Annotated in this window: 26 protein-coding genes and 1 tRNA gene; 10 read left to right on the top strand and 17 right to left on the bottom strand. The window is 59.8% G+C overall.

Features of this window, described 5'->3' with window-relative positions:
* Nucleotides 1-59: 59 nt before the first annotated feature.
* A complete protein-coding gene (locus HKD21_RS09005) occupies nucleotides 60-197 on the top strand; it encodes a hypothetical protein (RefSeq protein WP_194255369.1) in 138 nt (45 codons plus the stop codon).
* Between the two features lie 27 nt (nucleotides 198-224).
* The gene (locus HKD21_RS09000; protein WP_194255368.1) at nucleotides 225-1,364 is read left to right on the top strand and encodes a type III PLP-dependent enzyme; all 1,140 of its coding nucleotides are present in this window, start codon (nucleotides 225-227) and stop codon (nucleotides 1,362-1,364) included.
* A 39-nt stretch (nucleotides 1,365-1,403) separates the two neighbouring features.
* Here HKD21_RS09000 and HKD21_RS08995 read toward each other — a convergent pair whose 3' ends face one another.
* From HKD21_RS08995 to HKD21_RS08965, 7 genes are all read right to left on the bottom strand, one after another.
* Entirely contained in the window at nucleotides 1,404-1,619 is a 216-nt protein-coding gene (locus HKD21_RS08995) for a hypothetical protein (protein WP_194255367.1), read from the bottom strand.
* A complete protein-coding gene (locus tag HKD21_RS08990) occupies nucleotides 1,619-2,209 on the bottom strand; it encodes a hypothetical protein (RefSeq protein ID WP_228121220.1) in 591 nt (196 codons plus the stop codon). Before HKD21_RS08990 ends, HKD21_RS08995 begins: the two co-directional genes overlap by 1 nt.
* A 113-nt stretch (nucleotides 2,210-2,322) precedes the next feature.
* The gene (locus HKD21_RS08985; protein ID WP_194255366.1) at nucleotides 2,323-2,817 is read right to left on the bottom strand and encodes a molybdenum cofactor biosynthesis protein MoaE; all 495 of its coding nucleotides are present in this window, start codon (nucleotides 2,815-2,817) and stop codon (nucleotides 2,323-2,325) included.
* Complete coding sequence (locus HKD21_RS08980) at nucleotides 2,814-3,653, bottom strand: NTP transferase domain-containing protein (RefSeq protein ID WP_194255365.1); 840 nt, start codon at nucleotides 3,651-3,653, stop codon at nucleotides 2,814-2,816. Before HKD21_RS08980 ends, HKD21_RS08985 begins: the two co-directional genes overlap by 4 nt.
* Nucleotides 3,650-4,132, bottom strand: coding sequence for a cyclic pyranopterin monophosphate synthase MoaC (gene moaC, locus HKD21_RS08975; protein ID WP_194255364.1), 483 nt, complete (start codon nucleotides 4,130-4,132; stop codon nucleotides 3,650-3,652). The genes HKD21_RS08980 and moaC overlap by 4 nt, the downstream gene beginning before the upstream one ends.
* A gap of 31 nt (nucleotides 4,133-4,163) precedes the next feature.
* Nucleotides 4,164-5,189, bottom strand: a complete 1,026-nt coding sequence (gene moaA, locus HKD21_RS08970; RefSeq protein ID WP_194255363.1) for a GTP 3',8-cyclase MoaA — start codon at nucleotides 5,187-5,189, stop codon at nucleotides 4,164-4,166.
* On the bottom strand, nucleotides 5,179-6,375 hold the full coding sequence (locus tag HKD21_RS08965; RefSeq protein ID WP_194255362.1) for a molybdopterin molybdotransferase MoeA: 1,197 nt from the start codon (nucleotides 6,373-6,375) through the stop codon (nucleotides 5,179-5,181). The genes moaA and HKD21_RS08965 overlap by 11 nt, the downstream gene beginning before the upstream one ends.
* A 168-nt stretch (nucleotides 6,376-6,543) precedes the next feature.
* On the opposite strand from HKD21_RS08965, the gene HKD21_RS08960 reads away from it, so the two are divergent.
* Nucleotides 6,544-7,515, top strand: a complete 972-nt coding sequence (locus HKD21_RS08960; protein ID WP_194255361.1) for an XdhC family protein — start codon at nucleotides 6,544-6,546, stop codon at nucleotides 7,513-7,515.
* Entirely contained in the window at nucleotides 7,512-8,108 is a 597-nt protein-coding gene (locus HKD21_RS08955) for a nucleotidyltransferase family protein (protein ID WP_194255360.1), read from the top strand. The genes HKD21_RS08960 and HKD21_RS08955 overlap by 4 nt, the downstream gene beginning before the upstream one ends.
* Nucleotides 8,109-8,145: 37 nt before the next feature.
* On the opposite strand, the gene HKD21_RS08950 is transcribed toward HKD21_RS08955, so the two are convergent.
* Entirely contained in the window at nucleotides 8,146-9,225 is a 1,080-nt protein-coding gene (locus tag HKD21_RS08950) for a branched-chain amino acid aminotransferase (protein ID WP_194255359.1), read from the bottom strand.
* 449 nt (nucleotides 9,226-9,674) lie between these two features.
* On the opposite strand from HKD21_RS08950, the gene HKD21_RS08945 reads away from it, so the two are divergent.
* Complete coding sequence (locus HKD21_RS08945) at nucleotides 9,675-10,049, top strand: DUF2975 domain-containing protein (RefSeq protein WP_194255358.1); 375 nt, start codon at nucleotides 9,675-9,677, stop codon at nucleotides 10,047-10,049.
* Nucleotides 10,050-10,136: 87 nt separating this feature from the next.
* Here the strand turns inward: HKD21_RS08945 and rpsI are convergent, their stop codons facing one another.
* Both rpsI and rplM read right to left on the bottom strand, forming a co-directional pair.
* A complete protein-coding gene (gene rpsI / locus HKD21_RS08940) occupies nucleotides 10,137-10,628 on the bottom strand; it encodes a 30S ribosomal protein S9 (RefSeq protein ID WP_062028979.1) in 492 nt (163 codons plus the stop codon).
* A gap of 10 nt (nucleotides 10,629-10,638) precedes the next feature.
* Nucleotides 10,639-11,112: a 50S ribosomal protein L13 gene (rplM, locus tag HKD21_RS08935; protein WP_062028977.1), complete on the bottom strand. Its 474-nt coding sequence runs from the start codon at nucleotides 11,110-11,112 to the stop codon at nucleotides 10,639-10,641.
* A gap of 327 nt (nucleotides 11,113-11,439) precedes the next feature.
* On the opposite strand from rplM, the gene HKD21_RS08930 reads away from it, so the two are divergent.
* Nucleotides 11,440-12,846: a hypothetical protein gene (locus tag HKD21_RS08930; protein WP_194255357.1), complete on the top strand. Its 1,407-nt coding sequence runs from the start codon at nucleotides 11,440-11,442 to the stop codon at nucleotides 12,844-12,846.
* Complete coding sequence (locus HKD21_RS08925) at nucleotides 12,843-13,766, top strand: SDR family oxidoreductase (RefSeq protein ID WP_194255356.1); 924 nt, start codon at nucleotides 12,843-12,845, stop codon at nucleotides 13,764-13,766. The genes HKD21_RS08930 and HKD21_RS08925 overlap by 4 nt, the downstream gene beginning before the upstream one ends.
* A 30-nt stretch (nucleotides 13,767-13,796) precedes the next feature.
* Here the strand turns inward: HKD21_RS08925 and HKD21_RS08920 are convergent, their stop codons facing one another.
* Nucleotides 13,797-15,218, bottom strand: a complete 1,422-nt coding sequence (locus tag HKD21_RS08920; protein ID WP_194255355.1) for a mannose-1-phosphate guanylyltransferase/mannose-6-phosphate isomerase — start codon at nucleotides 15,216-15,218, stop codon at nucleotides 13,797-13,799.
* 253 nt (nucleotides 15,219-15,471) lie between these two features.
* On the opposite strand from HKD21_RS08920, the gene HKD21_RS08915 reads away from it, so the two are divergent.
* Nucleotides 15,472-16,407: a DMT family transporter gene (locus HKD21_RS08915; protein ID WP_194255354.1), complete on the top strand. Its 936-nt coding sequence runs from the start codon at nucleotides 15,472-15,474 to the stop codon at nucleotides 16,405-16,407.
* Nucleotides 16,408-16,436: 29 nt separating this feature from the next.
* On the opposite strand, the gene HKD21_RS08910 is transcribed toward HKD21_RS08915, so the two are convergent.
* Nucleotides 16,437-16,512: transfer RNA gene (locus HKD21_RS08910), tRNA-His, on the bottom strand.
* 232 nt (nucleotides 16,513-16,744) lie between these two features.
* On the opposite strand from HKD21_RS08910, the gene HKD21_RS08905 reads away from it, so the two are divergent.
* Nucleotides 16,745-18,199 carry a SulP family inorganic anion transporter gene (locus HKD21_RS08905; protein ID WP_194255353.1) on the top strand — a complete coding sequence of 485 codons (1,455 nt, stop codon included), beginning with the start codon at nucleotides 16,745-16,747 and terminating at the stop codon, nucleotides 18,197-18,199.
* A gap of 118 nt (nucleotides 18,200-18,317) precedes the next feature.
* Complete coding sequence (locus tag HKD21_RS08900; RefSeq protein ID WP_194255352.1) at nucleotides 18,318-19,481, top strand: OpgC family protein; 1,164 nt, start codon at nucleotides 18,318-18,320, stop codon at nucleotides 19,479-19,481.
* 5 nt (nucleotides 19,482-19,486) lie between these two features.
* Here HKD21_RS08900 and hflX read toward each other — a convergent pair whose 3' ends face one another.
* From hflX to HKD21_RS08875, 5 genes are read right to left on the bottom strand one after another with little or no spacing between them, the layout of a single operon-like run.
* Complete coding sequence (gene hflX / locus HKD21_RS08895; RefSeq protein WP_194255351.1) at nucleotides 19,487-20,800, bottom strand: GTPase HflX; 1,314 nt, start codon at nucleotides 20,798-20,800, stop codon at nucleotides 19,487-19,489.
* Nucleotides 20,797-21,048: an RNA chaperone Hfq gene (gene hfq / locus HKD21_RS08890; RefSeq protein WP_194255350.1), complete on the bottom strand. Its 252-nt coding sequence runs from the start codon at nucleotides 21,046-21,048 to the stop codon at nucleotides 20,797-20,799. The genes hflX and hfq overlap by 4 nt, the downstream gene beginning before the upstream one ends.
* A 48-nt stretch (nucleotides 21,049-21,096) precedes the next feature.
* Nucleotides 21,097-22,509, bottom strand: coding sequence for a nitrogen assimilation response regulator NtrX (ntrX, locus tag HKD21_RS08885; RefSeq protein WP_194255349.1), 1,413 nt, complete (start codon nucleotides 22,507-22,509; stop codon nucleotides 21,097-21,099).
* Nucleotides 22,499-24,898 carry a sensor histidine kinase NtrY-like gene (locus tag HKD21_RS08880; protein WP_194255348.1) on the bottom strand — a complete coding sequence of 800 codons (2,400 nt, stop codon included), beginning with the start codon at nucleotides 24,896-24,898 and terminating at the stop codon, nucleotides 22,499-22,501. The genes ntrX and HKD21_RS08880 overlap by 11 nt, the downstream gene beginning before the upstream one ends.
* A complete protein-coding gene (locus tag HKD21_RS08875) occupies nucleotides 24,895-25,620 on the bottom strand; it encodes a sigma 54-interacting transcriptional regulator (protein WP_194255347.1) in 726 nt (241 codons plus the stop codon). Before HKD21_RS08875 ends, HKD21_RS08880 begins: the two co-directional genes overlap by 4 nt.
* Nucleotides 25,621-25,630: the final 10 nt, after the last annotated feature.

The raw sequence follows: 25,630 nt of genomic DNA, 5'->3' as shown, positions 1-25,630 counted from the left end.
ATTAGCAGTTGCACGACAGGGCGTTTGGTCCCATATGCCCGCCTCACGCAGCAACGCACGTGCCACTGGCCCACTCGAGGTTACGCAACGACGTCAAGCGTTCTGGCCTTCAGGAATCCACCCGTTACGGATTCCCGCTATTCGCCGGTCCGTTCGACCGTTTCGCAACACACTCGCAGGGCGATATCGTTCCCTGACGAGTCCGGTTCTGGGAATTGAGTGTCATGACTCCCAAAATCTCCCGCTTCCTTGCCGAGCAAAAGCCGGCAACCCCTTGCCTTGTCGTCGATCTCGACGTCGTGGGCGCGCATTATCGTGCCCTGCACGATGCGCTTGGGGAAGCGAAAATCTATTACGCCATCAAGGCCAACCCGGCCCCGGCCATTCTCGAGCGCCTCGTCGGTCTGGGCTCTTCCTTCGATGCCGCTTCCATTGCGGAAATCCGGATGTGCCTCGATGCTGGCGCAACACCGGATCGGATCTCCTACGGCAACACACTAAAGAAGCCAGAATGGATCCGCGAAGCCTACGATCTGGGCATCAGCCTGTTCGTGTTCGACAGCATCGAAGAGCTGGAAAAGCTCGGCAAACATGCACCTGGTGCACGCGTTTTCTGCCGTCTGGCCGTGGAAAACGAAGGTGCCGACTGGCCCCTATCCCGCAAGTTCGGCACCACGCTGAACAATGCCCGCACGCTCATGCTGCGCGCCCGCGAACTGGGCCTGAAGCCTTACGGCCTGTCCTTCCATGTCGGCAGCCAGCAGACCGGCGTTGCGGCCTATGATCATGCCATCGCCAAGGCGGCCGGACTGTATCATGATCTGCGCGCGCAGGACGTGGACCTTCAGATGCTCAATCTGGGTGGCGGCTTCCCGACGCATTACCGCGAGAACGTCCCTTCCGTTCAGGATTTCGCCGACACGATCCATGCGTCCCTCAAGACGCATTTTCCTGACGGTGCGCCGGAAATTCTGCTGGAGCCGGGCCGCTACATGGTCGGGCAGTCGGGGGTGGTGTCGAGCGAGGTCATTCTCGTCAGCCGACGTGGCGGTGCCGTCACCGATCCGCGCTGGGTCTATCTCGATATCGGGCGTTTTGGCGGATTGGCGGAAACGGAAGGCGAGGCCATTCGCTACACGTTCCGCACCTCCCGCGATTCAGAAGATGGCACCCGTTCACCATGTGTCGTGGCCGGTCCGAGCTGTGATGGTGTGGACATCATGTACGAGAAGAACCGCATCCCGATGCCGGATTCCCTCGAATGCGGCGATCGCGTCGAGATCCTCGCCACTGGCGCGTATGTTTCGACGTACTGCTCCGTCGGCTTCAACGGCTTTCCACCGCTGACCGAATACTACATCTGAAAACGCTGTCTCCGGTCCATCCGTGGGCCGGAGAAGGATCTACCCCCTGAAAGTTTCTTCCAGCCCGGACTGGTACCCCAGTGCGGACAGAAGGTCGTCGGCAGAAATCTCAAGGTTTACGCAGGCCAGCCAGCAAAAACCGACCACGCCAGCGAGTAGCAGTAACAGACAAACCGTCATGTGTTCCAGCTCCTCAAAGCCCGGAATGCGTGACGCAACGCCATTCCGGATGGTGCGCCTGCCCAGCGACATCATCAATGCATCACCCTGTTCGCTTCAGGCACAGTCTCGCGCTGGAGAGGGCCGCTATCCTGCGGCCATAGAACGCGCATCCGCGATGGGCTGACCGAGCGCCAGCGACTAATCGAAGACAATGCCCCGCCCCCGGAAATCGTGGTTTCGTCCTTCAGCAAAGTCTTGGGAAGCCAATGCCCCGCTCCGGCGAGGCAATCTGCCAACAGCGTCAGGGCCGTAGCAAGACAGCCCTGTACGAAGCGATCTGGGAAGGTTTCCGCAAGGAGGATGAAAACGTCACGCTGGCCTTCGTTCTGGGCCGCGACGATTCCGCGCAGGAAACGCTCCTCCAGCACCGTCAGGGACTGCATGCCCGGCGCATTCACCGCGAGCCCCGGCTGTCCTGCAACTGCCAAGAGATGGACGGCGTCCGAAAAGGCCCCCTCCGCCGCATCAAGGGCCGGGCGGAAGCAGACCGGGAACAGGCCGTCGGTCGTTTTTGTCTCAGGGCAGTTTGGCAAACGGTAATGGCTGATGAGGCAGCGGATACTCCACAGCGCCAGCCGTTCACAGCAGCAGAGATCGGACAGGGAAAGCGACAGCCGTGTCATGGGGATAACTCCGAATCAGCAGGACCGGATTCATCCTAATTGAGAATGATTTGCAATTACAACTCAAAAAGACGCTGCGGAACAGAAAGCTTCTGCTCCGCAGTCAGGCTCACTCAGTGATGGTGATGGCCACACTGTCCATGATCATGGTCATGAGCATCCGTTTCGGAGGCACGGGGCGCCGTCTGGCAATGATGGCACGCCACCCATTCGGCGTCCCCATCCAGATAATGTTCCTTCTTCCAGACCGGAACACGGTGCTTGATCTCGTCGATGATGTAGCGGCAGGCCCGGAACGCCGCATCGCGATGCGGTGCCGAAACACCGATCCAGACGGCGACCTCCCCGACCTTCAGACTACCCGTCCGGTGCATGGCCACGGCCTCGCTGATCTCGAAACGCTCCAGCGCTTCTGCGACGATCCGTTCGCCTTCAAGCTGCGCCAGCGCTTCGTAGGATTCATATTCCAGACCATCAACGGGGCGGCCGTCATTCCTGTTACGGACCCAGCCTTCAAAGGTGCAGAATCCTCCCGCCTCGGCCAGATGCAGATCCTCACGCAACAGGGTCAGGTCCACGGGCGCAGCCGCCATCCGAAAGCGGCTCATCCTCCCGTCACCGGCGGGATGAACACAATGTGGTCTCCATCCTTCAGGGGCTGTGTCCAGGGCGCGAAATCGCCGTTGATCGCCACACGAAGCTTCGAGGCTTCGAAAGGAAAGGCGTATGTTTCACGCAGTTCCTCATAAAGCGGCCCGACGGTTGCGAATGTAGTCTCAAGCGTCTGCTCGCGCGTTCCGGCCAACTCCCGGAGCTGTGCGAAATATTCCAGTTTCAGGCGAATCATCGGCCCTCCTGTCGGGTTCTCCAGACGCCGGGTCGCATCCTCGCGTTCCTCGGGCGTGTTGATATTGTCGAGCGCGCCACGGGCATAGGGCTCCAGCAGCTTGGTCGGACTGTTGATCAGCAGCTTGCGCGGGCAGGTCCGACCATCCAGAACCTGCTGTTCCAGCCGCTCCAGCGCTTCGGGTTCCCAGATGGCACAGAGCGGTTCCGGCAGACCGTCATGTTCGCTGCGATAGGCAACCGCGACGTTTGTAGCCTCCCGCCTTGCGATCAGATTCTCCAGCGTGCCTCGATCCAGCATCGGCAGATCGCAGGCCAGAACTAGCCAGGCGACATCCGGATAGGCCTGATGCGCGGACAGCAGACCGGCCGCCGGGCCATCAATATCTACGGAATCGACAATCTGCGGAAATGCGGCCCGGACCGGGTTTCCCGTCTGGTCCGGCCGCACCGAGACAAAACACTTCTCCACCAGAGGCGACACGACATCGAATGCCGCCTGAAGCTGCGGCTTGCCATGATAGTCGAGCGCCGCCTTGTCCGTCCCCATGCGTTTGCTGGCCCCTCCCGCAAGGATCAGGCCATAAAGCGGCCTCACGATTCGATCCTCTGGAAGTCGCGCTTGCCGCCTGCCTTACCCATCAGCCGGACCTCGCGGATGACCATGTCGTGGGACATCGCCTTGCACATATCGTAGATCGTGAGCGCCGCCACGGACGCGCCAGTCAGGGCTTCCATTTCCACGCCTGTCCGCCCCTTGCACGACACGCGGCAGTCGATCAGTGCCTCGTCACCCTCGATCGTGATGTCTACCCGGCAGCCGCTGAGGGCCAGCGGATGACACAGCGGAATAAGCTGCGATGTCGATTTCACACCCATCACGCCCGCAATCTGCGCCACAGTCAGAACAGCGCCTTTGGCCGTCATGAACCCGGCTTCAGACAGCGTCCGCGCCATATCGGATGGGAAAACCAGACGAGCCTGCGCATGGGCGCTGCGCTCAGTCACATCCTTGCCGCTGATATCGACCATGCGCGGATCTTCGCCGTGCTCGTTGACATGGGTGAGCGTTTTCATCGTGTTCGATCTCCCGATCCGACTACCGTTTCTAGCCGCCGATATAGTTCATCTCGATGCGGCGGCGTGCTGGTGCATCCGCAGACGCAGCCCGCTCCTCACTATACCTGTCCGTCCGCTGGCGCCACACCCCGGCCAGCAGCGCACGTAAGGCCGTATCGTCTTCGTCGCTGCGCAGAAGTGTTCGCAGATCCGTCCCTTCCGACGCGAACAGGCAGGTATAAATCTGCCCTTCTGATGAGAGGCGCGCGCGCGAACAATCACCGCAGAATGGCGCGGTGACGGAAGAAATGAATCCGACTTCTCCGCCCCCGTCGCAGTAGCGGTATCGTTGTGCGACCTCTCCGCGATAGTGCGCGTCAACCGGTTCGAGCGGCCAGCGGGAGTCAAGACGTTCCAGCAGTTCGCGCGACGGAACCACTTCCGCCCGCTCCCAGTGATTGCGCGTTCCGACATCCATGTATTCGATGAACCGCAGCACGACGCCACTGTGGCGGAAGCGTTCGGCCAGTGCTTCGACGCCTGAATCGTTCAGACCGCGCTGGATGACGGTATTGAGTTTCACGCCGCCTGAAAAACCTGCTTTTGCAGCGCTATCGATGGCCTCCAGAACCGGCTCAAGCTGCGCGCGGCCTCCGCTCATCCGCGCAAAAGCCGCCGGGTCCAGACTGTCGAGACTGACCGTTACACGATTCAGCCCCGCCGCTTTCAATTCCCGAACATGCCGCTCCAGCAGAACGCCGTTCGTGGTCAGCGCAACATCTTCCACACCCTCGATGGACGCCAGACGCGCTATGAGGTCCGGCAGCTTCGGACGCAGAAGCGGCTCCCCACCTGTCAGGCGCAGTTTGCGCACCCCGAGCGATACGGCCACACGCGCCACACGTTCGATTTCGTCGAAGCTCAGACGCTCTTTGGGTTCCAGAAAGCGGAAATGTTCGTGATAGGTCGCTTCCGGCATGCAGTACGGGCAACGGAAATTGCACCGATCCATCACGGAGATCCGCAGATCATGCAGCGGACGACTGAAGCGGTCGGTCAGGGCGTTACCAGCCATGAAACAACACGGCCGTTCCACGGGACGACACACCATCCCCACGCGACAGTTCCACAAACCCGTCCGTTGAAGCCAGAAAGCTGAAATCCCCGGATGTCGGCATCGGACAGGGCGTTGCGCGCGCCTGCCCCGTCGCATCATAATGGAGTTTTACGGGCAGAAAGCGCGTCAGTGTCGGGATACATTCGGCATCGGTGTCCAGCATGACCGTGTAGGGTTCGGGACGGCTCAGTCCCTGCCCTGCAAGAAGCATCGGCATGACGTAACGCACCCCGCAGATCGTGGCGGAAACCGGGTTCCCCGGCAGCCCGAACACGCGCTGTCCCTCCGGACCGACCCCGAACCACAGCGGCTTACCCGGACGCTGCGCCACCTTGTGGAACACCCGCTCGACCCCGATTTTCGACAGCGCTTTGGGAACGTGATCGAAGGCCCCCATCGAAACGCCCCCACTCAGGATCAGAACATCATGTCGCGAAAGCTGTTCGCGCAGCGCCACGATCGTCTCTGCGAGATCGTCCGGAACGACAGAGCGTTCAATGCAGTTAAAGCCGCGCGACAGGAGCGCGCCGGTCAGGGCGAATTCGTTGGACCGGCGGATTTCCCAGTCGCGCACAGGGGCGCCGACATCCACGAGTTCGTCGCCCGTCGCCACGATCCCGATGAAAGGAATCCGTGACACACTAACCTGCGCATGCCCATTCCCCGCCAGAACCGCCAGCGCCGGACCATCCAGCCGACGTCCCGGCGCCAGAAGCTCCGTTCCGGCTACACAATCAGAACCCCGGCGATGGATGAACTGGCCCTTGCGCGGCTCATAGCCCTCTTCAAATCGGATCAGTCGTCCTTCGCGAACAAGACGTTCGACCGGAACAACGGTATCCGCCCCTTCCGGCAAGACCGCGCCCGTCATCACTTCCAGACAGACAGAACCATCCGGCAAGACCTGCCCCGGCGCACCGGCGCGCTGAATTCCGTGCGAGACCAGCGTCTGGCCGCTGCCGTGACGATAGGCAATGCCGTCCATCATCACACGGTCATAAGGCGGCTGGGCGCGCTCGGCATGGATCGTCTGCTGAAGCACGCGACCGGCTGCCATCGTCAGGTCCACGGTCTCTGTCCCGAAGCTGCCGGCATAATCCAGCACCAGTTCCATGGCCCGTGTAACGCTCAGGAGATCACTCATTTCCGCTCCGGTCTCTGGTGCGTCTGTTGCGCTGGCTGAAATGCCGACGCCGCGTTCCCTGCCGATATAGACCTCATGGCCCGTGGATCAACAGTCTGTGGGTGAAAGGGTATGTCATAATCGTCTTTGGCGTTACCCTGACGCCTTCAAAGCGCATCAGGGACCCCCATGACGGACGCGGCACAGCTCTCTCCCCTTCCCCAGTGGCCGGACTATGGCCTGACGGACGACCTGCTTCCCACACTGGAACGCTGGGCCGCAGACGGGAAAAGAGCGGCTCTGGCGACACTGGTCAGCATCACGGGTTCTTCGCCCCGCCCGATGGGAAGCGAAATGGCGATCTGCGAGGACGGGGAGGTTCAGGGCTATGTGTCGGGTGGCTGTGTAGAAGCCGCCGTGCGCGTCGAGGCACTGGAATGTCTGGAGGATGAGCAGCCGCGGACGCTGGATTATGGCGCGGGCAGTCCGATTCTGGACATCCAGCTTACCTGCGGCGGGCGGATCGGTATTTTCGTGCGCCCGATCCCTGATCTCGCTGCTCATGTTGCCGTCCGCAGAGCCGCGCGGGACAACCGCCGCCCCATCACACTGGTCACGGACCTCGACAGCGGGAGTATGGCGTTCTGGGATGAGGCGCGCTCTACGGGACAGGAAGCAGGCCGTTTCTTTCGCCCGTACCTACCACCTTTAAGGCTGGTTCTGGCAGGTGGAGATCCGGTCACACTGGCAATTCTGAACCTGTCCGCTGTCATGGGACTCGAAACCATTCTGATCCGCCCTTACGGACCGCCCGAACCTCCTCCGGGACTGCCCCCGACACGTTATTTGCGAGGAAATCTGGAGGCTGCCCTCCCCACGCTGCCACTGGACCGATGGACGGCGGTTTACAGCCTCACCCATGACGCCCATTCCGATCTGATGCTGACGGCACATGCGCTGAAATCAGATGCTTTCTGCGTCAGCATTCTCGGCAGCCGCCGCAAAATTCCCGGACGTCTGGAAGCTCTCAGAGCAGCGGGCGTCCCTGCCGAAGCCTTTGATCGACTGCACCTGCCCGCCGGGCTGGAGATCGGCGCACAGGCTCCCATGGAAATCGCCCTCTCCATTCTGGCCCAGATGATCGCAAAGCAGCCTCAATGAACCGCCACTCCGCTCTTCTTCTGGCCGCGGGGGGCAGCACGCGCCTCGGACGGCCCAAACAGCTTCTGACGGTCAATGGCGTCCCACTGGTACGCCATATCGCAGAACTCCTGCTGGCGACGAGACCAGAGCATCTTGTTGTCGTGACGGGTGGCGCGGCCACAGAGACAGATCAGGCTCTCGCAGGTCTCGACAGTGTTCTGGTGCAGAATGGCGACTGGAAAACCGGCATGGCGTCTTCGCTCCAATGCGGATACCGGGCGCTCGGGACAGATCCGGGCCTCCTGTTGATTGCTGGCACGGATCAGCCATGTCTGACATGCGAGCATCTCCGTGCCCTTCTGAGACAAGGCAACAATCATACGGATGTCGTCACAGCTTATGGAGAGGAGGGGCGGGGCATCCCGGTGCTGCTCAGCCCTGCAACGCAACTACGCCTTGCCGATCTGCGCGGTGATACCGGCCTGCGCCAGCTCTGGAAAAACGGCGCAACCACACCGGCCTTCCTGCACGCCCCCGAACTCGGCTTCGATATCGACACACCCGAGCAGCTTGAAGCCGCAATCCGTGCCGGATGGATCGATCCGGCCTAAAAAAAGCCGGGCTCATTATGAACCCGGCGGCCAGACTTCAGGAAATACGGTGAATCCAGCCATGGACGTCATTCGTCCGGCCGCCCTGCACATCCGTCAGGATTTTCTTGAGCTTCTGCGACACCGGACCGGGCGTCGTTCCGTCCCCGAATACGGCCTCACCCGACGGACGTACGAACTTGCCGATCGGCGAAAGAACTGCTGCCGTGCCGCACGCAAACGCTTCCGTGTATTTACCCGAAGCCGCACCAGCGAAAAGCTCGTCGATATCAACCGGCTCCTCAATCACCTCAATCCCCAGATCGGCAGCAAGCTGGATCAGGCTGTTGCGGGTGATACCGCGTAGGATAGTGCCGCCCAATGGGGGCGTGACGATCTTACCGTCCTTGCGAACGAACATCACGTTCATGCCACCCATTTCCTCGACGAAGCGACGCTCGCGCGCATCAAGGAACAGGACCTGATCGCAGCCCTTCTCCTTGGCTTCAGCCTGAGCGATAAGGCTGCCAGCATAGTTGCCGCCACACTTGGCTTCACCCGTGCCGCCGATCGCAGCCCGCGTGTAGTTTTCGGACACCCAGACAGACACACAACCGGAGCTGAAATAGGCTCCGACCGGACAGGCGATCACGATGAACAAATACTCGTTCGCCGGCTTCACGCCGAGGAAGACCTCGTTGGAAATCATGAACGGCCGCAGATAGAGGCTCTGCCCCTCTCCAGACGGCACCCAGTCCTGATCCACACGCACCAGTTCATCAACAGCCTGCACAAACAGATCTTCCGGCAGCTCAGCCATTCCCATGCGACGTGCGGATTCGGCAAAGCGCGCCGCGTTGGCCTCCGGGCGGAACGTGGCGACATGACCATCCTTCTCCCGATAGGCCTTCATGCCCTCAAAGATTTCCTGCCCGTAATGCAGGACCGTCGAGGCCGGATCGATGCTCAGGGGACGGCGCGGCGTGATTTTCGCATCATGCCAGCCCTTGTCCGCGGAATAGCGAATGATGGCCATATGATCTGTGAAGACGCGTCCAAAGGCCGGATTAGCCAGCAGCTCCATCTGCTTCACAGGATCGGTCGGGGTTTCGGTCTTTTCAATGATGAAGGGCGTCATGAGATCACAGCTTCCGGTAAGATCATGGTCTGGAAAAACAGCGAGCGCAATGTGACACAGGATACGTCATCTGGCGATATCGGAATAATATTATTTTATAATATTATTTTATATAATTTTGTTATAATAAATATCCATTAATTGTTATTTTATGATGAGTATATCCAGGCCGTATCTTTCTTTCCCAGAAACAAGCTCTCACGATATAAATATTTATTGCTTTCCGATATTATCGTTTTACAATAAATCTTAATCCTGCTGTTGTATGAGGAAGCATCATGATCCGGTCAAAATCCGCTACACTACCAAGTCGACCCTTGGCGGAAAGCGCCGCCGCCCTGTTCCAAATCCCGGCGGGACTTTCAGCTCTCGTTGCAGCAGGACATATCTGCGCCGCCCTGCAAAACGATTTGCCGCTTCTGCTGACGCACTGGGTCGGCTGGAAATTCATGATGGCCCCCTGGCGCGATGTATCCATAATAGCCCATCTCTGTCTCGCCTTTCAGAATCTCTGTCAGGCAATCATCCTGTATCGGATTGCCTCTCTCATTTTAGAATGTCTTCAGGAAAAGATTTTTACGGTCAGCAATGTCCGTTCGCTCCGCGTCATCGGCTTCGCGGGCCTCGCTAGTCTTTGTATTCCATTTTTTACAGGTTTCATTGAAGGAATCACGGACCTCCCAACAGCACCACCTTCTCATCAAGCCATATTTTATGATGTCACAAGTGCCTCGGATCTCGGACTTGTCGCACTGCCATTCGTTATGGCTTGGATTTTTCAGAAGGGGCTGGAGCTTCGCAAAGAATTGGATGAGGTTGTTTGAAACCACCGTAAATTGCCTTCCCAAACAGAACAAAAAAAACCCGGCCATTTCTGGCCGGGTTTTTCGTCGTTCGGGAAGACTGAGAGATCAGCGCTTCGAGAACTGGAAGGAACGACGTGCCTTCGCACGACCGTACTTCTTACGCTCGACAATACGGCTGTCACGCGTCAGGAAGCCAGCGGCCTTCAGGATGCCACGCAGGCTCGGCTCGTAATACGTCAGCGCACGGGAAATACCGTGACGGACGGCGCCAGCCTGACCGGACAGACCGCCACCAGCGACCGTGCAATACACGTCGAACTGGTTGTAGCGATCGGAAATCAGGAACGGCTGCGTGAGGAGCATACGCAGGACCGGACGGGCGAAATACGTCGTGACCGGACGGCCATTGACGATGATGTCACCCTTGCCAGGCTTGATCCATACGCGGGCCACGGCGTCCTTACGACGACCGGTTGCGTAGGAACGGCCCTGGGCGTCACGCTTGACTTCGTGAACAGGGGCAGCGTTGGAGGTAACGGCAGGAGCAACGCTCGCAAGGTCCTGCAGCGTGCCGGTGCGCTCTTGGGTCTCGGACATGATACAGGCCTTACGACTCGTGGGTTACGGTGTTTTTGCGGTTCATCGCAGCAACGTCCAGCTTGACGGGCTTCTGGCCGTCATGCGGGTGCTCGGAACCGGCATAGACATAAAGGTGCTTCATCTGGGCGCGCTGCAGAGGACCACGGGTGATCATGCGCTCGACAGCCTTCTCGACAACTTCACCCGGGTGTTTGCCCGTGAGACGCTGCGTGATGGTGCGCTCCTTGATCCCACCCGGGTGACCCGTGTGGTAGTGGAACAGCTTCTGTCCGACCTTGTTGCCCGTAAGAACAACCTTCTCGGCGTTGATGACGACAATGTTGTCGCCGCAATCAACGTGCGGGGTGAACTGCGGCTTGTGCTTTCCGCGCAGGCGGGTGGCGATGATGGTGGCGAGACGGCCGAGAACGAGCCCTTCGGCGTCGATCAGCACCCAGTTCTTCGTCACCTCCGCTGGCTTCAGCGAACGTGTGGTCTTCATTAGTGACATTCCAGCTTGGGGTGCGTCCACAAAGAACGCACCGTGGATGGCGCCTGTGGTCAAAACGATGTCCGAAAACACCCTCCTTCCCCACGAGGCGGATCAGGTGGGGCCTTATTGCCGTCTGCAGCGCGCGCGTCAAGCCCCGTTCACACATTGAATTATGTGATTCGCAGCAGTTTTCAGCCATTTTTAGCAATATGGTATCCCATTACCGCAACAAAAACGACGTCTGCATTGCTCCATATCGCGACAATGGTATCCTGCCGCCACACAGAACGTTCGCGCCCGACGCCTGTGCGGGACCGGTTAGACAGGAACATCAACGTGAAAAAACCCTGGCTCGCGGCGAGCCTGATTTCAGTAACGGCTGTAATCGGCCTGGCCGGTGTGCATCACGAAGCCCATATGGGACTGGTCCGCGGTCTGTCGAGCTTCCGGGCGGCCCTCCCGCCGGGAACCACATTCACTTACGGAACCGCCACACCGTCCATTCTCGCCCTGGGCGCCACCCTGACGGATATCACCCTGCGTGATGGGGCCATCACGCTCCGTGCTTCCCAGATGCGACTGGGCCACCCCCGGCCGATGCCGGATGGCAGGCTTTCCGTCCGCTCTGTCGAAATTCGTGAACCCTTCCTTCAAACGCCCACCCAGATCATTCATGGCAGCACGCTCAGCCTGCGGCATCTGATCCTGCCACCGTCGAGGGCTGCCGCGGAAGGACATTCCCGTATTGATCTGGCGCATGTCACTCTCGCTCACGGCCAGATTGAACAGCTTTCGATCCAGAATCTCGCACAATCCTCAGCGCCCGGCCCTGTGAATGTTCACAGCCTCTTTACCCGTCGCCTGACACTGGACAATTACGGCCCCGCCCTGCTTACGAGCCTGCGTACCGACGCCGCAACAGTTGCTTATGAACGCACACTGCAGGCCCCCGGCCATGATCCGCAGCTTGTCAGCGGTCAGGCCAGTCTGGAACGCTTCGATCTGAAACAGCTCGATCTCGCGTCACAGGTCGCAGCACTCTGGGATCATCTCCCTCTCCCGTCCCACATGGCGCCGCCCCAGAGCTTTGCAGCTCATAATTTCAGACTGAACATGACCTCCGGTCTGTTCCGCCTGGACGATCTGCAGGGGACGGGCACTCTGGAAAACCAGATTTCGACCGTCACGCAGGACTTGAAAGGCTTTCATTTCCAAAGCGATGAGAAACTACCCTTTCACATCAATGGCGCAGGCTCGACCGCTCATTATGTGCAGGTTTCAAACCTCGCAGAGCACACGTCACGGACCAACGCCACCCTCGCAGTTCCGGGTTTCATGACCTTTACTGTCGATGCACGCACCATCCAGACTGATTTTACAGAAAGACACCCGTCGCCACAGCAATTGCTGCAATCCACGGCCTTGCAGAATGTCACAATCTCTTTGCAAGGCGATCGCCTCCTTGACGCCGGCTTCCTCCTTGCCGCACGGCAGATCGGAAACGGCACTACCACAGAGCAGATCCGTGAGCGGACCGCACAGATCCTGCGGGCGAGCCTTTCAGCCAACCCGGCTCTGGCCGCAATTCCGGATTATGTGGAGCACCCCGCAGACCGCACCCTGACGGTCACTTATGCTTCCGCAACGCCAATGTCCTTCACGGCACTCAACGCCGCCATGTCTTCACCCGCCGCGATGCTGACGTTCCTCGCTTCCCCCGATCTGAAGGCTTTTGCGCAATGACGCCCGAAGACATCACACATCCCGCACCATTGGCCAGCGGCCCAGTCTGCATCGTCGGCGCCAGTGGACGCTCAGGGGCCGCCCTGTGTCGTGCACTTCTGGCGCAAGACCAGAAGATCATCGCCGTGGTTCGCAGTCAGGGCAATCTTGCACCTGACATCGCACAGGCCTGTCAGGCCGTCCGCATTGCCGATCTGACAGAGCCCGCCATGCTGGCGCTGGCTTTTGAAGATGCTGCGATTGTCGTCAACACGGCCCATGCGCGCCATCTGCCAGCTATTCTCGCAGCCACGACGGCTCCAATTGTGGCCTTGGGCAGCACACGCAAGTTCACAAACTGGCCGGATGATCACGGACGAGGCGTTCTGGCGGGTGAAGCTGCGCTCGAAGCAGATGGCCGCCCTTCGATTCTGCTGCATCCAACCATGATTTATGGCGCTCAAGGCGAAGACAACGTGCAGCGGCTGGCCAAACTTCTGGAACGTCTGCCGGTGATCCCCCTGCCCGGCGGAGGGCGCGCCCTCGTGCAGCCCATCGATCAGCGCGACGTGACACGCTGTGTGGTCGCAGCCATCCGCCTCATTCAGAGCGGAAACGTCTCAGGCCCCGAGAGCATCGTCATCGCAGGACCGACAGCCGTAGCGTACCGGACCTTTGTTCGCATGGTTCTGTATTTTGCGGAACTTGGTGGCCGCCCCATCATTTCCCTGCCGGGATGGATGCTTATGGCGCTGTCTCATGTCACGCGCCATATCCGCAAACTACCGCAGATCGCACCGGAAGAAATCCGTCGACTTCTGGAAGACAAGAATTTCGATATTGGCCCGATGGAACATCGTCTGGGTGTGACGCCCATCCCACTTGCGAACGGACTTCATCACCTCTTCGGGCGCCGCTCCCCCGAAAAGCACAAACCCTGATCCTAGCTGGATCAGGGTTTGCAGCCCGCCTTAGTTGCGGGCGTAAACGTCTTCAATACGCACGATATCGTCTTCGCCCAGATAGGGGCCGGACTGGACTTCAATGAGCGTCAGGGGAATCCGGCCCGGATTCTCAAGACGGTGCACACAGCCCAGCGGCAGATAGACGCTCTCGTTTTCACGAACCATGATCTGATCCGTGTCACGCGTCACAAGCGCCGTGCCACCTACGACGACCCAATGCTCGGCACGATGGAAGTGCTTCTGCAGCGAGAGCTTCTGGCCCGGCTCCACCACAATGCGCTTCACCTGGAAACGGTCCGCCTGAATCAGGCTCTCATAGAATCCCCACGGACGATACATACGGTTATGCGCCACCGCTTCCTTGCGGCCTGCCTTCTTCAGACGGTTGACCATATGCTTGACGTCCTGCGCACGATCACGATGCGAGACCATGACGGCATCCTGCGTCACAACGACGACCAGATCCTCGACCCCGGTGACCGTGGCAACGATTCCATCCGACCGGACGTAGCAGTTCTTGGCACCATCAAGGAAAACATCCCCGAACGTGGCATTGCCCGCATCGTCCTTGGGAGACAAATCCCAAAGCGCGTCCCAACTGCCGATATCCGACCAGCCGAACGTACCCGGCACCACAGCCGCACGCTTCGTGCGCTCGGCGACGGCATAATCCACGGAGATATCCGGAGCCTGACGGAAGCTTGCATCATCCAGCCGGTCGAAGTCCAGATCGCTATGACGTGCCTGAACAGCCTGCCCGACATACTCATAAATGTCCGGCTCAAACGTCTTGATTTCGGATAGGAAAACACCGGCCTGCGTCACGAACATGCCGGAATTCCACAGATATCGGCCATCACGGAAAAAGGCCTCTGCGGTTGCGGCATCAGGCTTCTCGACAAAGCGCGACACTTCGAAAACGCCGTCCAGCCCCGGAAGAGGCGCACCGCTTTCAATATAGCCATAGCCGGTTTCAACGCGCGTCGGCTTCATGCCGAATGTCACGATCCGCCCTTGGGCTGCCGCAGAAACTGCATGCTCAAGAGAGGCGTAGAGCGCGGCTTCGTCTGTAATCGCAGCATCCGCAGCCATGATCCACAAGATGGCGTCCGGATCGGTTTCGGCTACGAGAAACGCCGCAGCTGCGATGGCGGGCGCGGAGTTGCGTCCAACGGGTTCGAGCATGATACGGGCATTTTCGACGCCGACATCCCGCAATTGCTCCGCAACGATGAAGCGATGCTCGGAATTGCAGATCACGATCGGTGCCGAGAGCTCGGCACGGACACCGCGCAAAGCAGTTTCCTGAATCAGAGTCCGTTCCGTCAGGAGAGGCCAGAACTGCTTGGGATAGCTGCTGCGCGACACTGGCCAAAGGCGGCTACCTGATCCACCGGAGAGAATGACTGGAACAATCTTCTGAGACATAAGGGGGCTCACGCTTTTTCATCCAGGAGATGGGGGCCATACAGCCTACCCGAATGACGCGCACCATACATGAAGATGGCAACCTCTCCAATTTTACTTATAGATACCTTTTATAAAATCAATATTCACTTAATATTAATGATTTATAAAGCAGGAAGAGCGATCTCGGGAATCTGAAAAACTTGACTGTCGACAACAGCAGATTTTCTTATTTTCAGACCGAAAACAGCTTTACCTGCGGAGAAACCAGCCCATGAAACAGAACATTTTCTCCTCGGGTATTCTGCTGGCACTTCTCGGATACGCCGCCTTTGCCATCAGCGATGCCTGCTCAAAAGGGCTTGCGGGGCGGCTCGATCCTTTCGAAGTCGCCTTTTCAGGCGGCGTTTTCGGCTTTCTGCTCCTCCCGTTCATCCGCCGCCCTGAAGAACCCTATTCCGACATTTTCGCGACGAACCGGCCAGGCATGTGGGTTCTGCGCGCCGTTTCAACATTCGTCTCAACGGCCGCCAGTGTCATGGCTTTCATGCTGCTCCCGATGCCAGAAGCGCTATCGCTGATGTTCCTGATGCCGTTCTTCGTCACCATCATTTCCGTGACGATCCTGAAGGAAAAGGTTTCGTTCTGGACGTGGCTTTCCGTTGGAATCGGCTTTCTGGGCGTATTGATCGTCCTGCGCCCCGGCGCCCGCGCATTCCATCTCGGGCATGTCTGCGCCATCGTCGCCGCGCTCGCCAATGCCAGCAGCGTCGTGTCTTACCGACTGGCCGGAGATAAAAGCGCACGGCTTTCCCTGTTCGGATCAAGCCTGTTCGGACCGCTGATCGGCGACGGCCTTCTCATGATCACCCATGCCTCCTGGCCACATGGACCGCGAGTCTGGGCCCTTCTGTTCGGATACGGTTTTCTGGCAGCTCTGGGACAACTGTTCATGATGATGGCCACAGCCGTCGCCCCCGCGAACCGGGTCGCGCTGCCGCAATACAGCCAGATGGTCTGGGCGGTGGCATTCAGTTACCTGCTGTTTCATCAGCCATTGGACAACTGGACATTCATGGGAATTATCGTCGTGACGCTGTCGGGCATGCTGAACTGGATCCGACAGAAACTGCGCTTCGAGCGTATGGCGCTGGAAGAACGCTGGGAGCACAGACACAACCATCAGGCTGATACTGCAAAGCCCGGATGAATGTTCATTCAGATTTTCAGGAGAAGTGCTGGGGCGAATGACGGGGATCGAACCCGCGACAACCGGTACCACAAACCGGCGCTCTACCGACTGAGCTACATCCGCCACACAGCGACGCACTCTCTAGAGGAAGGTTGGGGCATTCGTCCAGTCTTTTGACGCATTTTTTTTTCATGCCTCCGATTTTTTTTAGACTCTCTCATCCCGCTCTTATGTGTGTTCTCCCGGCAATTCCGTCTCTTCAATCCTGGGACCAGCCGGGTTACACTCGTGCATCATTGCCGCGCCGGGCCTGAATACGTCGCACCCCGTTCACGCCCTGCCCTCAAGGATTTTCATGACTCCCGCTCTCTATCGTCGCCAGTGGGCACAGAACCCACTGCGCGAAGTGCTGGCCGGAATGGTCGGAACCTTTGCCCTCATTCCCGAGGTCATCGCCTTTTCCTATATCGCGGGGGTCTCTCCAGCGGTCTCGCTGTTCGCGTCATTCGTCATTTCCGTTTCGATCGCCATTTTTGGCGGCCGACCAGGAATGATTTCAGGTGCTGCCGGATCCGTCGCTCTGGTGGCGGCGCCGCTGGTTCATGCTCACGGCGTTCAGGCCATGTTGCTCGCGACACTGGTTGCAGGCGCATTTCAGGTCCTGTTCGGCCTGTTGCGCCTTCAGGCCGTCATGCGCTTTGTCCCCGCAGAGGTCCGGACAGGCTTCGTCAACGCTCTGGCTATCATGATCTTTGCCGCACAGGTGCCGCAGATGCTGGGAGTGAGTTGGCACACTTATGCGCTGATCGCGCTGGGCCTTGTTATTATCTATCTGCTGCCCCGCCTGTCCGATGCCATTCCTTCCCCTTTGATCTGCATCGTGGTTCTCACCGCCATCACGATGCTTTATCCGATGCCGGTTCATACTGTCTCCGATCTCGGCGACCTCCCGACCGGTCTTCCCAGCCTGACTTTTCCGCATATCCCGCTGAACTGGGCCACATGGTCCGTCGTGCTGCCTTATGCTCTGGCTATGGCCGCTGTGGGTCTGCTGGAATCCATGATGACGGCCTCTGTTGTGGATGACATCACCGATACTCACGGCGACCAGCGCATGGAATGCACGGGCCTCGGGATTTCAAACATTCTCGTTGGCGCGTTCGGTGGCATCGCGGGTTGCGGCATGATTGGCCAAACCGTTGGCAATCTGCGCTATGGCGGACGCGGGCGTCTGTCCACTTTCACAGCAGGCGCATTCCTTCTGGCCCTTATGGTGCTGCTGCATCGCTGGGTTGGGCAGGTTCCGATGGCTGCTCTGGTCGCCATCATGGTCATGGTCTCCGCCAGCACATTTTCATGGAGCAGCCTGCGCGACCTGACCCGACATCCGCGCCTGTCCAGCCTGACCATGCTCGTCACCGTGGCTGTGGTCGTGATGACTCACGATCTGGCCGCAGGCGTCGCGGTTGGCGTCATGCTTTCGGGCGTGTTCTTCGCCTGGCACGCCGCGAGCCTGCTTCGCGTCACGGAAAGGCGTTCCGGCGATGTGCTGACGTATAGCGCTGCCGGTCAGGTTTTCTTCGCATCCGCCGACAGTCTCTCCGATGCGATCGACTACCATACTGATGCCGCTATTGTTGTGCTGGACCTGACCGAGGCCCGTCTGTGGGACATTACGTCCGTTCAGGTTCTGGAAAAAATTATCGGCAAGCTTCAGGGGCGCGATCACATCGTCGAAATTACGGGGCTGCATCCTGACCGGCATGGCATTCTGGCAAGCCAGTCGAACGAAGCCCTGCTCGCTCTATAAAAGACGGTTTGAGAAAAAAGGCTCCGGCAGGACACCGGGCCTGAATTCCGTCCAATCTTTAATCTGGCCGTAATCTGGCCCCATACCCCTGCCCACGCTCTGACGGTAAGAAGAGATTATGGAGCCGCCCCAACCCTCCCCAGCAGCTTTAACGCGAAAGATTCCCCGCGACCATCGCGTGGATGCCCTTCGCGGTATCGCACTGCTGATGATGCTGGTGGACCACGTCCCGGATGATCTGCTCAATCGCATCACGATCCGCAATTTCGGATTTGCTGATGCAGCAGAGATCTTCGTCATGCTGGCGGGTTACGCGTCCTATCTGGCTTATGGGCGCCTGATCGACCGGGAGGGCTGGAAAACCGGCATTCACCGTATTCTTGGCCGATGCCTCAGACTGTATCTGTATCAGACTGGCATGACGCTGGTGTTCGTTTGGACGGTTCGGCAGTGGCGGCACTATCAACCGTTGCCCGAATACACGATCGAGCCGCAACTTGCGCATGGCTATAGTTGGCTATGGCGTATTCTGACTTTCGACGCGCTCCCAAGCTATCTGAACATCCTGCCGCTTTATGTGGTGCTTCTGGCGCTGTTTCCGCTGATTTACTGGATTCTCAAGCGCAGCCTGTGGCTTCTGGTCGCGCTCAGCGTCAGTATCTGGGCCATCGCCAATCTGGACCCGCACATCACCATTCCCAACTGGCTAGATCCCAGTGGATGGTATCTCAATCCATTTGGCTGGCAGTTTCTCTATATTCTCGGAATTCTGGGGGCCGTCTGGGCCTCGAAAAACAACGGCGATCTGCCGTACCGCCCGTGGGCCAAGGCCCTGTGTCTGGTTTATCTCGCGGGCGCGTTCGTGGTGTGCTTCCCTTACGAGTACTGGCACGTCCCGTTTCTGCGGATTTTTCCGGCCCCGCCCAATACAGGCAAATCCACACTGGCCATCTGGCGGCTGCTGGACATCATGGCGATCTTCTATCTGGTGCAGTCTTCCGCTGCGCTGCGCCGCATCTCCGCCGACCGCATCGGCCAGAGCCTTGCCCTGCTGGGACGGAATTCGCTGGAAGTTTTTGCCTGCAGCACGGTGCTGGATCTTCTGGGGCGGCTGATGTTCGCCAGCTTTGGCATCAATCTATGGGAACAGCTTGTGATGAATGTGGTCGGCCTCGGTCTGACCTATGCACTGGCCGTACCGCTGGACCGTGCCCGCCAGCGCGCCAGAGCCGCCCGCGCTTCTTCGCGCAGCGCGGCTCTGGCGGCACGGGTGTCCGAGTAGAAAACTCAGGCGTCCGGTTGCACGATCCGGTCTGGATGAAGCAGTTCGAAACGCTCCAGATCCGCCGAGAACAGACGGACCTGCACATCTATTCCATCATCCCGATCCGTTCGCCCGACCACTTCGCCATGCTGGTAAAGCCACGCCAGCGCCGCGCCGTCCGTAATCGGAAGGCGGACATCAACGGATTTCATGGATCGCGTCAGGTACTGATCCAGAACCTCGAACAGGTCCGGCAGACCCTCGCCTGTAATGGCAGAAATCGCGACAGCATTTTCACGCTTCGGAACTGCCTCAACACCGCCCACCAGATCGGCCTTGTTCAGAACCTCGATCGTGCGGTCAGACCAGTGTGAATCCAGCACGCCGTCCCGCACCATGCCATCCAGCACGTTCAGAACGTCTGCCCGCTGGGCGACACTGTCAGGATGCGAAATATCGCGCACATGCAGGATCACATCCGCCTGCGCCACTTCCTCAAGCGTTGCCCGGAAGGCTGCGATCAGTTCGGTTGGCAGTTCACTGATGAACCCCACCGTGTCGGACAGGATCACATTGCGCCCGGACGGCAGACGCATGCCGCGCATGGTCGGGTCCAGCGTGGCGAAAAGCTGGTCCTGTGCATGAACAGAGGCCCCGGTCAGAGCATTGAACAGCGTGGACTTGCCCGCGTTGGTGTAGCCGACGAGAGCCACAACCGGGAACGGTACGCGCTTGCGGGATTCGCGGTGCAATCCGCGCGTCCGGCGCACCTGCTCCAGCTCTTTGCGGATCTTCCCGATCCGCTCGGCCAGCATCCGGCGATCAGCTTCCATCTGAGTCTCACCCGGACCGCCAAGGAAGCCGAAGCCACCCCGCTGACGCTCAAGATGGGTCCAGAGACGGACGAGGCGCGAACGCTGATATTCCAGATGGGCCAGTTCGACCTGCAACACACCTTCACGAGTGGCAGCACGCGCGCCGAAAATATCAAGAATCAGTCCCGTCCGGTCCACAACCTTGCAGGCCAGCGCCTTTTCAAGATTGCGCTGCTGACCCGGTGACAGCCGCGCGTCAATCACGACCACATCCACGTCGTCGAGCTTCACCGCCTCGGCAAGCTGCTCGACCTGACCGCTGCCCAGCAGGGTTGCCGGACGGCGGGCGCGCAGCAGGATCGCGGCCTGACGCACCACGACAAGTCCGATCGAAGCCGTCAGACCCACGGCTTCCTCAAGCCGTGCATCAGCCGCACGGATTTCTTCCTGCGGCCCGGACTTCTCCCACGGCAGAATGACGGCCGCCCGTGTTGCAGGCTTTTTGGTCTCGAAACCGCTCAAAGTTCTTCTTCCACAAAATGCATCGCCGTCGCCGGCATGATCGTGCTGACGGCATGTTTGTAAACTAGCTGTACATGACCATCACGACGCAGCAGCAGGGTCTGCGCATCCGACTGGGCTACGATCCCCTGAAGCTTCACACCATTGACCAGAAAGACGGTCACGGAGGCTTCCGTCCGGCGCAGATGATCGAGGAAGACTTCCTGAACGGCACGAGGGCCGACAGGAGAGGAATGTTCTGAAGTCACGCTGTTCTCAGTCGACAGAGGAAAGAGCAGGAAAACCGACAGGTCATCTCAGCCACTCACAGGCGTGGACGACGCGGGCGCACGGTCTTCATTGGTCGTCACGCCAAGCTGCTTGAGTTTGCGATGCAGCGCACTGCGCTCCATGCAGACGAAGCTGGCCGTACGGCTGATATTACCCCCAAAGCGCATGAGCTGCACCTGAAGATACTGCGTCTCAAACAGGTCCCGTGCCTCACGCAGAGGCAGACTCATGACGTCCGCACCCGAATTGAGGCGTGTCATGGACGGTGCGCCCTGACTGATGGTAGAGGGGAGCATGTCTGCCCGGATCGGATCGTTCCCCGTCCCCGGCATCATGATCAGCAACCGCTCCATCAGGTTGCGCAACTCACGCACATTGCCCGGCCACTCATAGGATTGCAGCGCGGCAAGAGCGTCCACAGACAGCTCCCGGACCGGCAGACCCGAAGACTCGGCGCACCGGTCAAGGAAGTGACGCGCAAGACCCGGAATATCTTCGCGCCGTTCCCGCAGGGACGGAATGCGCAGCGGCACGACCGCAAGCCGGTAGTACAGATCTTCCCGAAACCGGTGTGCGGCAATTTCGGACTGGAGATCGCGGTTGGTGGTGGCGATGACGCGGATATCCACTTTCACCCGCGTATTGCCGCCCAGACGCTCGAAGGTCTGGTCCTGAAGCGCACGGACGATCTTGCCCTGCGTTTCAGGCGGCATGTCCGCGACTTCATCGAGCAGGAGCGTTCCGCGATGGGCGCGCTCCAGCACGCCGCGACGCATCGGCTGGCCGTCTTCGCCCTCAAGACCGAACAGCTCCTCTTCGAAGCGGTTAGGCGCGAGCGTCGCACAGTTCAGGGCGATGAACGGACCTTCCGCACGGCGGGAGCGAGCGTGGATCATCCGCGCTGCTACTTCCTTGCCCGCACCGGCCGGACCGCTGATCAGCACACGGGAGTTAGTAGGGGCAACACGTTCGATCTGGGCACGGATGGCCGAAATGACGGCCCCCTCTCCCGAAAGGGTGGTTTCCGGCCCTGCCCGCAGACGCAGCTCCGCATTTTCCCGCCGCAGACGCGCTGCTTCCAGTGCGCGACGTACCACAACCAGAAGCCGGTCCGACTGGAACGGTTTCTCGATGAAGTCATAGGCACCCAGCTTGAGACTGGACACCGCCGTCTCGATGGTTCCGTGACCCGAAATCATGAGCGTCGGCAGACCGGGCTCCTCGGTCTGGAAAATCTTGAGCAGTTCGATTCCGTCCAGCCGGGAACCCTGAAGCCAGATATCCAGAATCGCCAGCGATGGACGATGCACGCGGAACAGCTCAAGCGCCTGATCCGAGTTGGCGGCTGTCCGGGTTCTGTAGCCCTCATCGTTCAGAATACCTTCGATGAGGAACCGGATGTCCGGTTCGTCATCGACGATCAGGATCTCATGTTCCATCTGCTGTCCTCATGGTCTGAAGGCCCGTTCCACCCGGAATATGGCTCTCCTGCTCCCACAACGGCAGAGACAGGGTGACGCGCGTTCCCCGCTGCCCGGATGTCGGGCTACGGGAAAGGTCTGGTTCCCGATCAGTGAGTTGAAGCATCCCGGAATGGTCCTCCATGATCTTCTTGACGATCGCAAGGCCGAGGCCGGTGCCCTTCGCCTTGTGGGTTACATAAGGCTCGGTCAGCCGGTGGCGTTCCACCGTCGGCAGGCCGATCCCGTCATCTTCTATGTCTAGCAGGACATGCCCGCCGCGAATGTGCAAGCCCACCACAATGTGTCCTATTGGCTGCACTATCTGTCCTGGGGGTTGTCCAGAAGCATTTTCTCCCGGTTTTCCGCGGTCTGCCATGCTGATGGCATCTGCTGCATTCTGTAGCAGGTTTGTCAGTGCCTGACCGATAAGTCGCCGGTCACACCGCACGATCGGCCCTGACGGCGGTAGTCCGGTCGTCTCGAACACGATTTCGGGATGGGCATTTCTCTGGAGCACCAGCGCTTCCCGACACAGCCGCGAGAAGTCCTCCGGCTGCATGACGGGCTGTGGCATCCGCGCAAAAGCGGAGAACTCGTCAACCATCCGCCCGATATCGCCCACCTGTCGCACGATCGTATCGACAAGCTGCGTATAGGTCTCAGGATCGGAGTGAATTTCCTTGAGGAAGCGGCGTTTCAGACGTTCTGCAGCTAACTGGATCGGGGTCAGCGGATTCTTGATCTCATGCGCCACACGACGTGCCACGTCAGCCCACGCGGCCTTACGCTGGGCGGACTGGAGATCCGTAATATCGTCGAAGGTCACGACGTAGCCCGCAACATCCTGGCCGCGTAGTTCCGCCACGACCCGCACGAGAAGCGTGCGCCCCGCACCCGCACCCGCACCCTCACCCGGACCGCCAGGACGCTGCGCGCCCTCGGTATCGACCTGAATTTCGGCCGTATGGACGCGCTCTGGCGCCATGCGCGCAGCCTCCAGCAGGGCGGAGAACTCCGGCACCCGCTCCGTCAATTTTCGGCCAATGGCGGGCTGCAGATCACGCTGGAGCACACTGGAGGCCGCGCGATTCGGCAATTCGATCACCTGCGCGCGGTCCAGTCCGATCACGCCTGCCGAAACACCAGCAAGTACCGTCTCGGTGAAACGGCGGCGTTCGTTGATCTGGTCGTAAGCCTGCATCAGCTCGGAACGCTGACTTTCGAGCTGGTCTGTCATGCTGTTGAACGCACGGGACAGCCCAGTCACTTCGTCGTCCTTGTCCTGCCCTGCGTTTTCGGGAACAGGAACCCGAACCCCCAGATCTCCTTTGGAAATCCGTTGGGCCGCCAGAATGAGAAGACCCAGCGGATTGGCAATCCGGTTTGCCAGCGCCAGTCCTGTCAGCATTCCCACCGCCAGAACCAGCAGGCCCATCAGTGCGAAAATGACCGCGAACAGGACCTGCGTCTTACCACGATTGGCAATCAGCCGTTGATAATCCGCAACCAGCGTGTCCGTCCGGCGCATGTGTTCCACCACATCCGGATCGACCGGACGGGTGATGACCAGCATGAGCCCCGAATTGCCGCCCAGCGCGACCACGGCCCGCACCCTGCGCTGATCCGGACGATCAAGGATGACAGCCTCGCCGTGCCGGGCCAGCTCCACGACCGATTTCGGTGGGAGTGGCGGGGCCGTCGACATGTCTGCATCGCTGCCCAGAAGGCCGCCAACGGCCAGCACTTTGGAGGTCAGCGGATCAAACACTTCCGCATCCGTCAGGCCACGTTCCGTGACTTCGTCGTCCAGAAATTCCTGAAGACGCGCCGGGTCGTGAAATAGGTCGGTCCCGCGCGAGAAAAGCTCGTCGTTCTGGACCGTAATCAGCGTGTTTGCGAGCGCGAAGGCTTCGGTACGGGCGTTATCATTATGCTCCTGCAGGTAACCAACCGCGACCGATCGTGCCTCCGTCAGGGCATCGTTCACACGGTTGGAAAACCAGATTTCCACGCCGTAATGGAAAAACAGCGTTGCCACCGCACCCACGACGATGGTTGGGGCCACCGCCACGATTCCGAACAGCGTAATAAGCCGCACATGCAGACGCGCGCCTGCCAGCCCAAGCCTGCGTTCAGCCACCATCCGCCCGATCTGCACCACGGCAGCCGCGGCAATCAGCATGAGCGTGATGAAATCGAGCAGGAAGACGATCGCCTGAACCTGCGGGCGATGCGCCAGAGACATGCCACCTGACAGCACCACGAACGTGGCGAAGGCCAGCACCAGCGCCAGAACCGTCAGAAGAACCGCCCCATTGGCACTGGTCAGCCTTGCAAACAGGCGCCTCAGGGAAGGGAATTTCACTCGTCGATACCTTTCGGGATCGTGATGTCCAGTTCGCGGATGCGTTTGCGCAGGGTGTTGCGGTTCACCCCCAGAATGGCGGCGGCGCGCAACTGGTTGCCGCAGGTCCGGCGCAGGACCATCGTAATCAGCGGCCGCTCGACTTCCCCCACCACACAGGCGTGCAGATCGCCCGCGCCGTTTTCCAGATCACCCTCAAGATATTCAGACAAAGGCCGTTCCAGCGCCCGTTCCAGCCCGCGGGGACGGGCCGTGCCCGTGCCCGCGCCTAGACGACAGACCGCGCTGATCCGCTCCGGCCCCATCCGTTGTGCGGAGGGCAGCGCTGACAGCCATTGATGCAGTCCAGCCGCCAACCCTCCCTGCCGCAGGAGCAGGAGCGGATCGTGACGGCTTCCCGCAATGACGCGCAGATCCGTTTGCGCAAGACAGTCCACGAAGCGATCCTGCATCGTGGGGCACAGACAGTCGATCTCATCCAGCAGAAGGGTCCCCCCCTGGGCCTGCTGGATCCAGCCCGCCTCGGCGTTACCGAACAGCGCCGCTTCGCGCAGGGCGCGCGGTGTAGCGGTCAGGGTGGCAACCACAAAGGGGCGCTGCGCGCGCGGGCTGTGACCGTGCAGTCTGCGGGCCACGTCCTGCCGATCCAGCCGGGAGGCTCCGTAAAGGAAAACCGGATGACAGCCCTGCTCGACCAGACCGGATACGGACGTTTCCGTCATGAACGGCGCA

Origin of the sequence: Gluconobacter cerevisiae, assembly GCF_015244675.1 — a bacterium.
GTDB classification, from domain to species: Bacteria; Pseudomonadota; Alphaproteobacteria; order Acetobacterales; family Acetobacteraceae; genus Gluconobacter; species Gluconobacter cerevisiae.
Note: the sequence above shows the minus strand (reverse complement) of the source record. Positions and strands in the feature narration are given on the sequence as shown.